Annotated in this window: 3 protein-coding genes; all 3 read right to left on the bottom strand. The window is 71.1% G+C overall.

Annotated elements, in window-relative coordinates:
• Positions 1-214: 214 nt before the first annotated feature.
• The 3 genes from ACLJO0_RS29385 to ACLJO0_RS29395 are packed head-to-tail and all read right to left on the bottom strand — an operon-like array spanning position 215 to position 16,759.
• Positions 215-421, bottom strand: a complete 207-nt coding sequence (locus ACLJO0_RS29385; RefSeq protein WP_125797361.1) for an MbtH family protein — start codon at positions 419-421, stop codon at positions 215-217.
• A complete protein-coding gene (locus tag ACLJO0_RS29390) occupies positions 414-1,688 on the bottom strand; it encodes an MFS transporter (protein ID WP_410581900.1) in 1,275 nt (424 codons plus the stop codon). The genes ACLJO0_RS29385 and ACLJO0_RS29390 overlap by 8 nt, the downstream gene beginning before the upstream one ends.
• Complete coding sequence (locus ACLJO0_RS29395) at positions 1,685-16,759, bottom strand: non-ribosomal peptide synthase/polyketide synthase (RefSeq protein ID WP_410581902.1); 15,075 nt, start codon at positions 16,757-16,759, stop codon at positions 1,685-1,687. Before ACLJO0_RS29395 ends, ACLJO0_RS29390 begins: the two co-directional genes overlap by 4 nt.
• Positions 16,760-16,764 lie beyond the last annotated feature (5 nt).

The following is a 16,764-nucleotide window of genomic DNA, read 5'->3' on the forward strand; positions in this document are numbered from 1 at the left end:
CACCCGTCCCTCCCGCCCGGCTCAAGATCGGGTGGTGCGATCGCGCCGATTGACGACGGAGTCCTGCCGGACCTGCGGCGCGGCCAGTTGCCGCAGGATCGCCGGGTCCCCAAATGCGTGGCTCCGGCGACCAAGCTCCGGAGCCACGCATCTGCCCATGCCCGCGCGACGGCGCCGCGCCGCCGTCGCACGGGGGGTCGAGCCCTTCAGTGGCTCAGCGAGCCTGGTCCGAAACCATCCGTTCGCGGAGGCTGCGCGGACGCATGTCGGTCCAGACCTCGTCGACGTGGTCCATGCACTCCTGACGACTGCCTCGGTGGCCTGTGGCCCGCCAGCCCGCCGGGACCTCCTTTTCCGACGGCCAGAGCGAGTACTGCTCCTCGTCATTGATCAGGACCTGGTAGGTGCCTTCGTCAGTCATTCGACTTTCCCTTCGTTTCCAGCATTTCCGGTTCCTGGGACAGGTCTTCCGCGGTCCCCTCGACATGCCGGGGGAACCGGCGCAGGGTGGGGTTGAAGGTGGCGAAGAGGGTGACCGCGGCGATCGCGCCCGCGCAGACGAGCACGGCCGTGCCGCCGGGCAGCGCGTCGACCAGCCAACCGCCGAGCGCCGGGCCCGCGGCGGCGGCCAGGCCGCCGGTCACCCCCATCACGCCACCGAGCCGTCCGCGCAGCGCGTCGGGGGTGAGCAGCAGCTGGTAGGTGCTGATGGTGGTGTTGGCGGCGGGCGGCAGGAACGCCATCGCCGCGAACAGCAGGCCCATCAGATATCCGTTGTGGACGAACACCGCGACCGGGGTGAGCACGGTCAGCGCCCAGAACACGCTGATGATCATCACGTACGGACTGAGCTTGCGGTGCAGATACGGCGCGGCCAGCGCGCCGAGGATGCCGCCGCCGCCGAGCATCGCGGCCATCACGCCGATTTCGCCCGCCGGGACGCCGCGTGAGTCCGCCAGCACGATGATCACCAGGTAGTAGGCGCTGAAGAACAGGTTCAGGCAGATCGCGCACACCGCGGTGATCCGCACGTGCGGCTGGCGCCACACCCAGCGCAGCCCGGCGACGATCTCCCGGCCCAGATGGGGGGTCGCCGTCCGGTGTTCGATCTGCTTCGGCGGCAGCCGGACGAACAGAAGGGCGACGAAGGCGACCACATGGGCGATGGCGTCGAAGACGAACGGCACCATCCGGCCCAGGGCGAACAGGAAACCGCCGAGCGCCGTGCCGGACAGCTGCCCGGCGCTCGATCTCGCCGCGTTCATCGCCACCGCCGACGGCACCTGGTCGACGGTGACGAGGCGCGGCAGGCTCGCCTCCTCCGCGGGTTCGAACAGCGCCCGGCACAGCCCCATCACCGCGGCGACGGCGATCATCATCGCCACGTTCGCCACGCCCCACCACAGCGCCGCGACCAGCGCGGCGGCCGCGAGGCCCTGCACGGCCTCGCAGGCCAGCATGAGCTTCTTGCGGTTCCAGCGATCCACCAGCGCCCCGGCGGGCAGTCCGGCGGCGAGCTGGGCGATCGCGACCGCGCCGAGCACCAGACCGGACTGCGCCGCCGACCCGGTCACGGCCAGCACCAGCAGCGGGAAGGCGATCATCGACGTGCTGAAACCGGTCTCCGAGATGACCTGGCCGCCCCACAACAGGCGGTAGTCGCGGTTGCGCGACAACAGCGTCGTCATGCTCGCTCTCCCCGGCAGTCTCGGGCCATCCTGCGCAGGGCCGTGGCGAAGTCCGCGGCGACCGATTCCACGGTCGCCCGGTCGTGCCGGTCCGGGCGGTGGAACCAGGAGAACTCGAGCCGTCCCTCCTGGACGCCGCCGACCACCTCCAGCAGATGGCCGCCCGGGTCCGCCGGATCCTGCTCGTGGCCGATCGGCGCGTGCGATGCCCGGTAGAGCCCGGTTCCGGCCGCGGTGTCGTCGCCCTGTCCGAGGTAGTTGAACGAGATCTGCGGGGAACGCCCGCCGAGCTCGGGGAACCTCCGCTGGCGGAGTGCGCCGAAGCCGAAGCCGTTGCCGGGTACCGCCCGCAGTTGCCTGCGCACGGACTTCACCAGGTCACGCCAGCGCGGCTCGTCCGCGGCGGTGACTTCGAGCGCCAGCGGGAACAGCGTGGTGAACCAGCCGACCGTTCGGGTGAGGTCGACGTCGTCGAAGATCTCCTCCCGGCCGTGGCCCTCCAGCTCCACCGCGACCTGCTCCTCGCCTGTCCACCGCGCCAGCGCCCAGGCCAGCGCCGCGAGCAGGACGTCGTTGATGCGGGTGCGATAGGCGCCCGGGGCGAGGTGCAGCAGCGCGTCGGTGTCGTCGGCGTCGAGCCGGACGGTCACGGACTCCGACGGGGTGCCGGGGACCGGCGTCGCCCGGTCGACGGGCAGGTCGCACGCAGGAAGCGCCCGCGACCAGTGGTCTCGTTCGTGGTCGAGTCCGCCGCCGTCGACGAACTCCCGCAGCCGGTGCGACCAGTCCAGGAACGACGTCGTCTTCGCGCCGAGGTCGACGGGTTCGCCGTCGGCCGCCTGCCGGTAGGCCCGCTCGAGGTCTTCCAGCAGGATCCGCCAGGACACCGCGTCGATCACCAGGTGGTGCGCGGTCAGGAACAGCAGCGGCCCCGGCTCGCGGGCGAACAGCACGGCTTTGAGCAGCGGGGGCGCGGAGAGGTCGAACCCGGCGTGCGCCTCGTCGGCGACCTCCTCCATCAGCGCCCGCTGGTCACTTTCGTCCACTGTGGACACGGTTTCGATCCGCATTGCCACTGCCGACCCGACGGGATCGTTGTGCTGCCGCCATTCCCCCTCGACGTGCTCGAAGCGCATCCGCAGCGCGTCGTGGTGTGCGACGACGGCGTCGAGCGCCTGTCGCAGCACTTCCGGATCCACCGCCGGGTCCAGTTCGACGAGAACGGACTGGTTGAAATGGTGGGGGTTGGCGGTGTGCACGTCGAAGAACCACCGCTGGATCGGGGTCAGCGGTACCTCCCCGGCGACGGCGTCCCGCTCGTCCGGTTCGGCTTCGACGGGGGTGACGACCTTCGCCAGTTCCGCGACGGTCCGGTGCCGGAACAACGCCTTCGACGTCATCCGCCAGCCTGCCTGCCGGGCGCGGTGCACCACCTGGATGCTGAGGATGGAGTCGCCGCCCAGCTCGAAGAACCCGTCGTGGGCGCCGACCCGGTCGAGGCCGAGGACTTCCGCCCAGATGTCGGCGAGCGCCCGTTCCACCGGCCCCTGTGGCTCCGTGAACGTCGCCGCCGCCACCGGCGCGTCCGGCTCGGGCAACGCCTTGCGGTCGAGCTTCCCGTTGCGGTTCAACGGAAGCGCGTCGAGCGGCACGAACGCCGACGGGATCATGTACTCGGGCAGGGAACGGCCGAGGAACTCCCGCAACGTGGCCGCGTCCGGGGTATCCGCCACGGATACCAGATAGGCGATCAGACGCGCCTGACCGTCGTCCCTGCGAGCCACGACAACGGCTTCGGTGAGGTCGGGATGGCTCCGCAAGGCGGCTTCGACCTCTCCCGGCTCGATCCGGAAACCCCGGATCTTGACCTGCTCGTCGACACGCCCGAGGCACACCAGTTCGCCGTCGTGCCGGCGGATCACAACGTCGCCGGTGCGGTACATCCGCTCCCCCGGCTCGCCGAACGGGCACGCGATGAACCCGGCCGCGGTCAGCCCCGGCAGCTCGAAGTACCCGCGCGCCAGCCCGTCGCCCGCGACATACAGCTCGCCCGCGATCCCCGGCGGGACCGGGTTCAGCCGGGCGTCGAGCACGTACAGCCGCGTGTTCCAGATCGGATGCCCGATCGGAACCGCGCCCGCGGCCAGTTCCTGTCCCGGCCCGACGCGGTACTCCATGCAGCCGACGGTGGTTTCGGTCGGGCCGTACTCGTTGATCACCACCACGCCGGGATGGTCCGCGCGCCAGGCGTCGGCCACCGAACCGAGCAGCTGATCCCCGCCGACCACCAGCTCACCGGTCGGCGACAGCTCGTCGTCGTCCATGACGCCGAGGAGCGGCAAGTGGCCCGGTGTGGCCTTGAGGAAGGTGGGCGGCCGCTGTGCCTGGCTGCCCGCCACCCGGATCCGGCCGCCCGCGAGCAGCGTGCCGTAGAGCGTGGTCACCGTGAGGTCGAAGGAGACCGACGAGTGCAGCACGGCCGTTCCGCTCAGGCTGGGATACGTCTCGGCCGCCCAGCGGAGGAAGTTCAGCAGCCCGCCGTGGGTGGTGATCACGCCCTTGGGCTTGCCGGTCGACCCGGAGGTGTAGATCACGTAGGCGGGGTGGTCGGGCAAGGGCCGCACGCCGGGGTCGGTCTCCGGCCACCCCGCGGTGTCCAGTACGGCTTCCCGGTCGTCGAGTACCGCCAAGGGCCGGGAATCGCCGAGTACGGCGGAAATCCGGTCCGGTGGGTACATCGGGTCGATCGGGACGTAGGCGGCGCCGGATTTGAGCACGGCGAGCAACGCCACCAGCAGTTCCGCCGAGTTCGGCAGCACGATCCCGATCCGGTGTTCCGGTCCGGCCCCGGCCGCGATCAGCCGGTGGGCCAGCCGGTTGGCGTGCCGCTCCAATTCGGCGTAGGTGAGGGTGACGCCCACGTCGGTGACCGCGGGCGCGTCCGGGGTCCGCTCGGCCTGTGCCCGCACCAGTTCCGGCAGCGTGGCCGCGCCCAGCGGCCGCGCGGTGTCGTTCAGCGTGTGCACAAGGTGGTGCTGTTCGACGGCGGTCAGCAGCGGCAGTTCGCCGAGCGGGCGGTCCGGGGCGGCGGTGACGCCTTCGAGGATGAGCCGCAGCCAGCCGGTCAGCCGTTCGATGGTGGCCGGGTCGAACAGGTCGGTGTTGTAGTTGACGGCGCCGCGCAGGCCGCCTTCGTGTTCCTCGAACTGCACGAGCAGATCGAACGCCGCCGTCGCCGACGGCAGGGCGATCTCCTCGGCGGCCAGCGCGCCACCGGCCGGCACCGGGTCGCCGGTGTTCTGCAGGGCCACCATCGCCTGGAACAGCGGCGTACGGCTGACGTCGCGCTCCGGCTGCACGGCGTCCACGACCCGCTCGAACGGCACGTCCTGGTGGGCGAAGGCGCCGAGGACGGTCTCCCGGACCGACGTCAGCAGCTCACGGAACGTCGTCTTGGCGTCCACTGTGGACCGCAACACCAGGGTGTTGACGAAGAAACCGATCAGCCGTTCCAGTTCCGGCCGGTCCCGGCCGGACGTCACCGTGCCCACCGCGACGTCGTCCTGCCCCGACCACCGGCCCAGTAACACCTGGCAGGCGGCGACCAGCGTCATGAACAGCGTGCCGTCCTGGCCGCGCGCGAGTCCCTTGAGCGCGGTGACCAGTCCGGGCGGGACGTCGAAGGCGGACCAGTCGCCGTTCGTGGTGCGCACCGCGGGCCGGGGCCGGTCGGTGGGCGGTTCCAGCGGTGGCACGCCGTCGAGCCGATCGCGCCAGTAACCGAGCTGATCCGCCAGCAGTTCGCCTTCGACGACCTGCCGCTGCCACACGGCGAAGTCGGCGTACTGGATCGGCAAGTCCGGCAGCTCCGGCTCCACGCCGCGGGCGAACGCTGTGTAGAGCGCGTCGAGGTCGCCGGCGAGCACTCCGGACGACCAGCCGTCGGTGACGATGTGGTGCAGCGTCAGCGTGAGCACGTGCTCGTCGGGCGCAAGCCGGATCAGTCTCGCCCGCAGCAGCGGGCCGGTCCGCAGGTCGAACGGTTGTCGCACCTCGCGTTCCAGCGTGTGCTCCAGTGCGGCCGTACGGTCCTCTTCGGACAGTCCACTGACGTCGTCCAGCGGCAGTTCCACCACGTACGGCGCGCCGACGAGCTGGACACCGTGCCCGCTGTCCGTGTCGAACGTCGTCCGCAGTGCTTCGTGCCGGGCGACCAAGGCGGTCAGCGCGTCGGTGAGCGCCGCGACGTCGAGTTCGCCACGCAGCCGCAACGCCGTCGGCGACACGTACTCCGTGCTGCCCGGTTCGTACTCGTCGAGGAACCAGAGGCGCTGCTGCGCGAACGACAGGGGCAGCGGGCCGTCGCGATCCGTGACCGGGATGGCCCGGCCGGCCGGTCCTTGACCCGCCACCGCGGCGGCGAACCGGCCGAGGACCGGGTCGGAGAACAACGCGCGCGGCGACACGTCCGCGTCGAACGCGGCCCGGACCCGCGACACGATCCGCATGCTGAGGAGGGAATCGCCGCCCAGTTCGAAGAAGTTGTCCTCGACGCCGACCCGCTCCACGCCGAGCACGTCGGACCAGATCCCGGCCAGCGTGCGTTCGGCGGAGGTCCGCGGTGCCACGTACGTCGCGCCGGTGCCGCTGCTTTCCGGTGCGGGAAGCGCACGCCGGTCGACCTTGCCGTTGCGGGTCAGCGGCAGCCGGTCGAGCACCACGAAGGCGGACGGCACGAGGTGGCCGGGCACGGCGCGGCGCAGCCAGGCCCGCAGTTCGGTGACGTCGGGTGCCTCGGCGCCGGGCACGACGTAGGCGGCCAGCCGCCGGTCCCCCGGCTCGTCTTCGCGCGCGATGACGACGGCCTCGGCGACGGCGGGATGCCCGAGGAGGACGGCTTCGATCTCGCCCGGCTCCACGCGGAAGCCGCGGATCTTGACCTGCTCGTCGGCCCGGCCCAGGTAGTCCAGTTCCCCGCCGGTCGTCCAGCGGACGCGGTCGCCCGTCCGGTACAGCCGCTCGCCGGGCCCGCCGAACGGGTTCGCGAGGAAGCGGTCGGCGGTGAGGCCGGGACGACCGCGGTAACCCCGGGCGAGTTGGACGCCGGCGAGGTACAGCTCGCCGGGCACGCCGGCCGGGACCGGCGAGAGCGTCCGGTCCAGCACGTAGGCCCGCACGTTGCCGCTCGGCCGCCCGATCAGCGGCTTGTCCCCGTGCACGCGGCGGAACACCGAGTCCACCGTGACCTCGGTGGGGCCGTAGTAGTTGTAGACGGCCGTGCCGGGTATGCCCGCCAGGTCGCGCCACAACGCCTCGCCGATCGCCTCGCCACCGACCATCAGGGTGCCGGGCCGGTGCGCGCCCTCCAACAGCCCGTCGGCCAGCAACTGCTGGAGGTAGGACGGCGTGAGATCGAGGAAATCGATCCGCCGCTCGTCGACGTAGCGGGCGACGGCGCGCGGATCGACGCGGGTGTCGTCATCGAGGACGTGCAGTTCGTGTCCGTCCACAAGGAACAGCAGGCCGTCCCACGAGGTGTCGAAGGAGAACGCCGCGGTCAGCGCCGCGCGCATCCGGGTCTCGGCGGCGTCGGCCAGGTAGACGCGGCGGTGGTCGGCCAGCAGGTTCAGCAGAGCGCGGTGCTCGACGACGACGCCCTTGGGCAGTCCGGTCGACCCGGACGTGTAAATGACATACGCGGCGTGATCCGCCGCGGCGCCGGGGAGCTCACCGGGTGAGGGCCGGTCGCACCATGCGCGGACCTGGGCCGGGTCGTCGAGTACGACAGCCGGACTCGCGTCCCGCAGCAGCCACTCGAACCGTGAGGCCGGCAGGTCCGGGTCCACCGGCAGGTACACGGCGCCCGCCTTGAAGATCGCGAGGACCGCGACGACGGACTCGACCGAACGGGGCAGCACCACGGCGACCACTCGCTCCGGACCCGCGCCCTGCGCGATCAGGTGGCCTGCCAGCCGGTCCGAGCGCTCGTCCAGCTCCGCGAAGTCCAGGACGGTGTCCCCGAAGACCAAAGCGGTCTCGTGCGGGGTGCGAGCCACGTGGGCGCGGAACACGTCCAGCACCGTGCCCCCGGGTACGTCGATCGCGGTGTCGTTCCAGTCCACCAGCAGCCGGCGGCGCTCCACGTCGCCCAGCGGGGACAACTCGGTGACGCGGCCGTCCGGCTCCTCCGCGATCCGCCGGACCAGCCTGGCCAGGTGCTCCGCCAGCCGTTCGGCCGTCGTCGCGTCGAACAGCCGCGGGTCGTAGGACAGTTCCAGCCCGAGCCGTTCGTGCAGATACGCGGTCAGGGTCAAGGGGAAACTCGTGGTGTCGAGCGAATCGACGTCCCGGACCACGACGCCGTCACCGCCCGCCGCGTCGTCGATCGGGTAGTTCTCGAAGACGACCACACTGTCGAACAGGCCGGTCCCGGCCGGCACATCGGTCAGCGCCTGGAGCTGCGCCAGGGACAGGAAGTCGAACCGCCGCGAGTCCACCTGCTCCGCCTGCGCCTCGCACAACCAGGACGCCACGGTCTGTCCACTTCGGACTCGCGTACGCGTGGGCACGGTGTTGATGAACATGCCGATCATCGACTCGACACCGGGCAGTTCGGCCGGACGCCCGGACACGGTGGTGCCGAACAGCACGTCCTGTTCGCCGCTGTGGTGCGCCAGCAGCAGCGCCCAGGCGCCCTGCACCACGGTGTTGACGGTCAGCGCCGTGCGCTTCGCCATGGCGTGCAGCCGCCGTGACTCTTCGGGCGAGAGTTCGAGCAGCACCGTTTCGCCCGATTCGGCGCGGTGGGCCTCGACCGGCGGCCTGTCGTACGGCAACGGCGTTGGCGCCTCGACCCCGGCGAGGACGTGACTCCAGTAGCGTTCGGCCTCCTGGCCGTCCTGCTCGGCCAGCCAGCCGAGGTAGTCACGGAACGGGCGCCGGGACGGCACTTCCGGCCGCCGCCCGCCGAGGAGGGCCGCGTACCGTTCGCACACCTCGCCGAAAGCCTGCGCGGTGCTCCAGCCGTCGAGCAGGACGTGGTGCGAGGTCCACACGCACTGGACCTCGTCGTCGGCCAGCCGGGCGATCGCCAGGCGCATCAGCGGTGCGGACGTCAGGTCCATGCCCGCGGCGAGGTCGTCCGCCAGCAGGTCGGCCAAAGCGGTCTTCTGGTCCTCTTCGGACAGTCCCCGCCAGTCGAATTGCCGGACCGGCACCGGAACGCGGCGCCGAACCACCTGCAGCGGCTCGTCCACCCCTTCCCACACCACGTGACTGCGCAGGATCGGCGTCCGGTCGACGAGCTGCTGCCAGGCTTCGCCGAACAAGACAGGCTCGGCGACACCGGAGAGCCGAAGCCGGAACTGGTCGAAGTACGCCGTCGAACCGGCGTCGACGAGGCTGTGGAAGACCATGCCCGCCTGCAGCGGGGTCAACGGGTAGACACCCTCGACGTCCCGGCCGTCGACGGCGATCCGGTCCACTTGGGACTGGTCGAGCCGGGCCAGCGGGAAGTCCGACGGCGTGCGGCCCCCGGCGTCCGGCCGGGCGCAGTGCGCGACGATCTCCCGCAGGGCTTCGATCGTCCCTTCGGCCAGCCGCCGGACCGTGGCCTCGTCGTGCACGTCCGCGGAGTACTCCCAGGACAGCCGCAACCGTCCGTCCTCGACGACACCGATGACGTCCAGCAGGTACGTCCGAGGGGTCGCCTCGGCGATGTCCCGGCCGAGCGACTCGTGCCGTTCCTGATAGAGGCTCTCGCCGGACGGCGCGACATCCCACTGCCCGTGGTAGTTGAACGAGATCCGGGGCGCCGGGTCGTCCCGCAGCAGGTTCGCCGAGATTCCTTCGCGGCCGAGATAGCGGAGCGCGTCGTAGCCGACACCCTTGTTCGGCACCGCGCGCACCTGTTCCTTGACCGACTTCAGCTCCTCGCCCCAGCCCGCGGCCGGGCGCAGGCTCAGCGCGACCGGGAACTGGGCGGTGAACCAGCCGACCGTGCGGGACAGGTCGAGCCCGTCGACGATCTCCTCACGGCCGTGGCCCTCCACTGCGATGACCACGCGGTCGCGGCCGGTCCAACCGGCCAGCACCCGGCCGAGCGCCGCCAGCAGGACGTCGTTGACCTGCGTCCGGTACACCGAGGGCACTTCGTGCAGCAGCGCGGCCGTTTCGGCCCGGCCGAGGCTCGCCGAGACCGTCCGTGCCGAGCCCGCTTCGTTGCGGCCTGGCCGGTCCACCGGCAGGTCCGGACTCGCGTCGCTGAACACGGTCTTCCAGTGTTCGAGGTCCTCGTCGAACCCGCCCGCCCGGACGTGACCGGCCAGCGACCGCGCCCAGGCGGTGTAGGACGTGCCGACCGGTTCCAGCTCTTCGCCCCGGTAGGCGGCCTCGATGTCGGCGAGCAGGACACGCCACGACACGCCGTCCATGACGAGGTGGTGCACGGTGAGGAACAGCCGGGGCGCCTGGTCGCCCGGGACGAACACGATCGCCCGCCACAACGGCCCGTCGGTGAGGTTCAGTGAGCTCTGCGCGGCGAACGCCGCCGCATTCATCGCCTCTTCGTCCACAGTGGATAGGTGAACGATCTCTGGCGCACTGTCCTCGTGCGCCGCCGGTTCCTGTACCCACTCGCCCGCCGCCATCGAGAACCGCATCCGCAGGGCGTCGTGGTGCGCCATCACCCGGCCGACGGCGTCGGACAGGCGCGAGAGGCCGACGTCCGCCCGCAGTCCGATGTGGACGGACATGGTGAAGTGGCCGGTGTCGAGGCCGCTTGCGAAGAACCACGACTGGATCGGCCCGAGCGGTGCGGGCCCGGACGGTTCGGCGGGCACCGCCGACTCGGGCACCACCCGCGCCTCGACGATCGAACCCAGCTCGGCCACGGTCTGGTGGAGGAAGATGTCCTTCGACGACAGGGAAAGCCCGGCCTTACGTGCCTTGGACACGACCTGGATGCTGAGGATCGAGTCGCCGCCGAGGCCGAAGAAGTTGTCCTCCGCGCCGACCTGCTCGACGCCCAGCACCGCCGAGAACACCTGGGCCAGCTCACGCTCGACCGGCGTCCGCGGTGCCACGTACCGGCGGCCCGCCGACACGTACCCGTCCGGTGCGGGCAGTGCCCGGCGGTCGAGCTTCCTGTTGGCGTTCAACGGAAGTGCGTCGAGACCGATGAACACCGCGGGCACCATATGCGCAGGCAGGGTGCGGCCGAGGAACTCCCGCAGCACGGTGGTCCCCGGCACCGCGGCGCCCGGCGCCGGGACCAGGTACGCGACCAGCCGCCGGGTGCCGTCCGCCTCGTGGGCCACCACGGCGACCTCGCCAAGGTCCGGATGCGCGGCCAGTGCGGCTTCGATCTCGCCGAGCTCGATCCGGAAGCCTCGGATTTTGACCTGCTGGTCGGCGCGGCCCCGGTACTCCAGTTCGCCGTCGTGCCGCCGGATCACCACATCCCCGGTCCGGTACATCCGTTCCCCCGGTGCGCCGAAGGGACACGCGACAAACCCTGCCGCGGTCAGTCCCGGCCGCCCGAAGTACCCACGGGCCAGCCCGGCACCGGCGACGTAGAGCTCGCCCGCGACCCCGGCGGGCACCGGGTTCAGCAGCCCATCGAGCACATACAGCCGCGTGTTCCAGATCGGATGACCGATCGGAACCGCGCCGTCGAACGGTTCCTGCCCCGGCTCGACCCGGTACTCCATGCAGCCGACGGTGGTCTCGGTCGGCCCGTACTCATTCACCACCACCGCGGCCGGATGGTCCGCGCGCCAGTCTTCGGCCACCGGCCCGAGAAGCTGATCGCCGCCGACCACCAGCTCACCCGTCGGGGACAGGTCGTCCTCGTCCAGCGCGCCCAAGAGCGGCAGATGGCCCGGGGTGGCCTTGAGGAACGTGGGCGGCCGCGGTGAGGGGCTGCCCTCCACCCGAATGTGGCCGCCGGTGAGCAGGGGGCCGTACAACGTGGTCACCGTGAGGTCGAAGGAGACCGACGAGTGCAGCACAGCGGTGCCGCCCAGGCCCGGATACGCGCCGGCCGCCCAGCGGAGGTAGTTCAGCAGTCCGCCGTGGGTGGTGACCACGCCTTTGGGTCTGCCGGTCGACCCGGACGTGTAGATCACGTACGCGGGCAGGCCGGGCAGCGGTCGCACTCCCGGGTCGGTTTCCGGCAGCCCCGCGGTGTCCAGGACCGCCTCCCGGCTGTCGAACACCACCACCGGCCCGGAATCGTCAAGCATGAACCGGATACGTTCCGGTGGGTACAGCGGATCGATCGGCACATAAGCAGCACCGGATTTGAGCACGGCCAGCAACGCCACCAACAGTTCGACCGAATTCGGCAGGACGACGGCAACCCGCTGTTCCGGTCCGGCCCCGGCCGCGATAAGCCAGTGAGCCAGCCGATTGGCGTGCCGCTCCAGCTCGCCGTAAGAAAGAGTGACGCCGCCATCGGTGACCGCGGGGGCGTCCGGGGTCCGCCCGGCCTGGGCCCGCACCAGTTCCGGCAGGGTCGCCTCGTCCAGCGGCCGGGTGGTGTCGTTCAGCGTGTGCAGGAGATGGTGCCGTTCACCGGTGGTCAGCAGCGGCAGTTCGCCGAGCGGGCGGTCCGGGGCGGCGGTGACGCCTTCGAGGACGAGCCGCAGCCCACCCGTCAACCGCTCGATCGTGGCGGTGTCGAACAGGTCAGTGTTGTAGTTGACCACTCCGTCGAGGCGCCCGGCGACCTCCTGGAACTGGATCATCAGTTCGGAGGTCGCGGTCACCACCGGCGGCGCCAGTTCCTCGACGACGAGCCCGGGCAGCGCCGCGTCGCCCTCGGGAGTGTTTTGCAGCACCACCATGACCTGGCAGAGCGGGGTGCGGCTGGTGTCGCGGACCGGCTGCAGATCGTCGACCACGCGGTCGAAGGGGACGTCCTGGTGCGCGAAGGCGTCCAGGGTCAGCTCGCGGACGTCGCGGAGGAACGCGTCGAACGGCCGGGAAAGGTCCACTTCGGACCGCAGCACCAATGTGTTGACGAAGAAGCCGATCAGTCCTTCCAGGTCAGTGCGTTCCCGGCCGGAGGTGACCGTGCCGACAGCGACGTCGTCCTGTCCGGACCAGCGCGCGAACAGCAGCTGGCAGGCGGCGAGCAGGGTCATGAACAGCGTGCCGTCCTGACGCCGGGAGAGCTCCTTCAGCCGCGCGGTGGTTGTTTCCGGAACGGTGAACTCCAGCAGCGCGCCGTTGTTGGTGCGGACCGCGGGCCGGGGACGGTCGGTGGGCAGCTCCAGCGGCGGCACGCCTTCGAGACGATGACGCCAGTACGCCAACTGCTCGTCCAGCATCGCCCCGGCGAGCCGTTCGCGTTGCCACACCGCGAAGTCGGCGTACTGCACCGGCAGGTCCTGCAGGCTGACACGCTCACCGCGGACGAAAGCGGTGTACAGCGCGCTCAGCTCGCCCATGAGCACGCCGAACGACCAGCCGTCGGTGATGATGTGGTGGAGCACCAGCGTGAGCACATGCTCGTCGGGTGCCAGCCGGATCAAGCCGGTACGCAGCAGTGGACCGCCTCGCAGGTCGAACGGCGCCGTCGACGCCCCGGCCAGCGCGGCGGCCAGCCGCCGTTCTCTGTCCTCTTCGGACAGTCGACTGAGGTCGGTGAGCGGGACACGGACGTCGGACGGCGGGCGCACGACCTGTGTTCCGTGCCCGTCGACGGTGTCGAAGGTGGTACGCAGGGATTCGTGCCGGGCCACGAGCGAGGTCAACGCCCGGTCCAGTGCCCCGGTGTCGAGTTCCCCGCGAAGCCGCAAAGCCATGGGCGAGACGTACTCGGTGCTGCCCGGCTCGAACTCGTCGAGGAACCACAAACGCTGCTGAGCGAACGAGAGCGGCGCCGTCAACGCGCCGTTCGTCCGGTCCAGCACCGGAATCGCGACCTCGCGCCCGGCGGGACCGGGCAGGGCGGCGGCGAGGCGCTCGGGAGTGGGCGCGCTGAACAGCAGCCGCGCCGGGACCTCGGCCCCGAGCGCGGCCCGAAGACGGGACAGGACACGGATGCCGAGGATCGAATCCCCGCCGAGATCGAAGAAGTTGTCCTCGATCCCGATCCGCTCGACGCCGAGCACGTCCGCCCAGACGCCGGTCACCAGCCGCTCCACGTCGTCGCGCGGGGCGACATACCGCGCGCGGGCGGCCGAGAAGTCCGGCGTCGGCAGGGCGGCCTGGTCGAGTTTGCCGTGCCGGGTCAGCGGCAGCCGGTCGAGCCGGACGAAGGCCGAGGGCACCAGATAGTCGGGCAGCGACCCGGCCAGGAAGCGCCGGAGCTCGCCGAGGTCCGGACTTGCGCCGCCTGGCACGAAATAGGCCACGAGTCGCTTGCCGTTGCGGTCCTCCCTCGCCACCACAGCGGCTTCGGCGACCGCGGGGTGACGCAGCAGGGCGGCCTCCACCTCGCCGGGTTCGACGCGGAACCCGCGGATCTTGACCTGCTCGTCGCACCGGCCGCGATAGTCCAGCGCTCCGTCACCGGTCCAGCGGACCAGGTCTCCGGTGGCGTACATCCGGGTGCCGGGTGCACCGAACGGGTCGGCGAGGAACCGGTCCGCGGTCAGCCCAGTGCGGCCGAGGTAACCGCGAGCCAGCTGCGCGCCGCCGAGGTAGAGCTGTCCCGGTACTCCGAGCGGTACGGGTGAGAGCGTCTCGTCGAGGACGTAGGCGCGGAAGTTGCCCAGCGGGCGGCCGATCAACGGCCGGTCACCGGACACCGGCGTGCGGACTGCGTCAACGGTGGTCTCGGTCGGCCCGTAGTAGTTGTGGGCGATCGTCCCGGGCAGCTCCGTCAGCTCGCGCCACAGGGTCTCCCCGATCGCCTCACCGCCGAGCATCAGGTGTTTCGGCCGGTGCGGTCCGTCCAGCAGCCCGGCGGGGAGCAGCTGCCGCAGATAGGACGGGGTCAGGTCGAGGAAGTCGATCCGGTGCCCGGTGACGTACCGGGTGAGCGCGTCCGGGTCCAGCCGGGTGTCGTCGTCCACGAGGTGCAGCTCGTGGCCGTCGGCCAGCAACAGCGGCCCCTCCCAGGAGGTGTCGAACGACAAGGCCGCCGTGCACGCCACGCGCAGGCGGCCGGTGCCGAAGACCCCTCGGTGGTCGGCCAGCAGGTTGACCAGCGCGCGGTGCTCGACCACGACGCCTTTCGGCTTGCCCGTCGACCCGGAGGTGTAGATGACATACGCGGCCTGATCGGGGCGAGGGCCGGTGAGCACCGCCGTGTGCCCTGTGCACTCGAAGTTCTCGTCCACCACTACGACCGGGTCCGCGTCACGCAGCAGCGTCTCGATGCGCTCCGCCGGGAGACCGGGGTCGACCGGCAGGTACACCGCGCCCGCCTTCAGCACGGCGAACAACGCCACCACGGCCTCGGCCGACCGAGGCAGCATGACGGCGACGATCCGCTCTGGTCCGGCTCCCCGCCGCACCAGCTCACCGGCGAGTTCGCCGACGCGCCGGATCAGCTCCGCGTAGTCCAGCGACTCGTCCCGGAACACCAAGGCGGTCTCGTGGGGCGTCGCCGCGGCCTGGGCGTCGAGCAGGTCCACGACGGTCGTGTCCGGTACGTCGATGCCGGTGCCGTTCCACTCGACCAGCATCCGGCGCAGCTCGCCGGCCGTCGCCAGCGGAAGCTCCGCCAGCAGCCGGTCCGGCCGGGCGGTGACGGCGTCCAGCAGCACCGCCAGATGGGCGATCAGCCGGTCGATGGTGTCCGCGTCGAACAGCGCCGTGCTGTATTCGACCAGCCCGGCGAGCGCGCCGTCGCGTTCCTCGAACTCGACGGTCAGGTCGAAGTTCGAGGACTTCCGCGCGACACCGACGTCTTCGGTCGCGAGCCCGTCGAAGGACGGCTTCGCCCCGGAAGCGCTGTGCAGCAGCACCATCACGTCGAACAGCGGGTTCCGGCTGGGATCGCGGTCCGCGTGCACGGCGTCGACCAGCCGCTCGAAAGGCACGTCGTCATGGGAGAAGGCATCGAGCACCGTCTCCCGCACTCCGCCCAGCAGCTCACGGAAGCTCCGCGACAGGTCCACAGTGGACCGCAGCACCACGGTGTTGACGAAGAACCCGACCACCCGCTGCAGTTCCGGCCGGTCACGGCCCTGGACGACCGTGCCGACGGCCACGTCCTCCTGTCCGGCGTAGCGCGCGAACAGCACCTTGCACGCCGCGAGCACGGTGGTGAACAGCGTGGTCTCACAGGAGCGTGCCAGCTCGGCCAGCCGCGCGGCGGTCTCCCGCGGCAGGCTGAATTCGCGCACCGCGCCCTCGGTGGACCGGGTCGCCGGCCGCGGCCGGTCGGTGGGCAGTTCCAGCGGCGCGAGCCCGCCCAACCTGTGCTGCCAGTAGGTGAGCCGTTCCGCGAGCACGTCGTCCGACAGCCGTTTCCGCTGCCACGCCGCGAAGTCGGCGTACTGCACCGGCTGCGGCGGGAGCACGGCCCGCTCACCGCGGACACCGGCGTTGTACAGCTCGGCGAGTTCGCCGGTGAGCACACCCATCGACCAGCCGTCGGTGACGATGTGGTGCACGCAGAGCAGCAGGACGTGCTCCTCGGGCCCGGTCTTGCCCAGCCACACCCGCACCAACGGCCCGCGCTGCAGGTCGAACGGCCGTGAGTACTCCTCGAGCAGCACCCGGTCGAGCGCTTCGGCGTCGACGTCCACCAAGGGCAGCGGCAGGCCCGCCGGCGGGTGGATGATCTGGACGCCTTCGCCGTCCACCTCGTCGAACGTGGTCCGCAACGACTCGTGCCGTTCCACGAGCGCCCGCAGGGCTTCCGCCAGGGCCGGGACGTCGAGTTCTCCGGTCAGCCGTAAGGCCAGCGCGCTGTTGTACTCGGCGTCGTCCGGGTGGAGGCGGTCGAGGAACCACAGCCGCCGTTGGGCGAACGACAGCGGCAGCGGGCGGTCACGATCCGCGGTGGGCAGCACGTCCGCCCGCCCGGCCGCACCGGCCATCCTGGTGCGCAGCTTCTCCCGCAGTTCGGGAGAAAGCGCCGCGATTCGATCGGATCTGGATGACGTCATGGGTG

The sequence above is a fragment of the Amycolatopsis sp. lyj-108 genome (assembly GCF_046549005.1).
Classification (GTDB): domain Bacteria; phylum Actinomycetota; class Actinomycetes; order Mycobacteriales; family Pseudonocardiaceae; genus Amycolatopsis.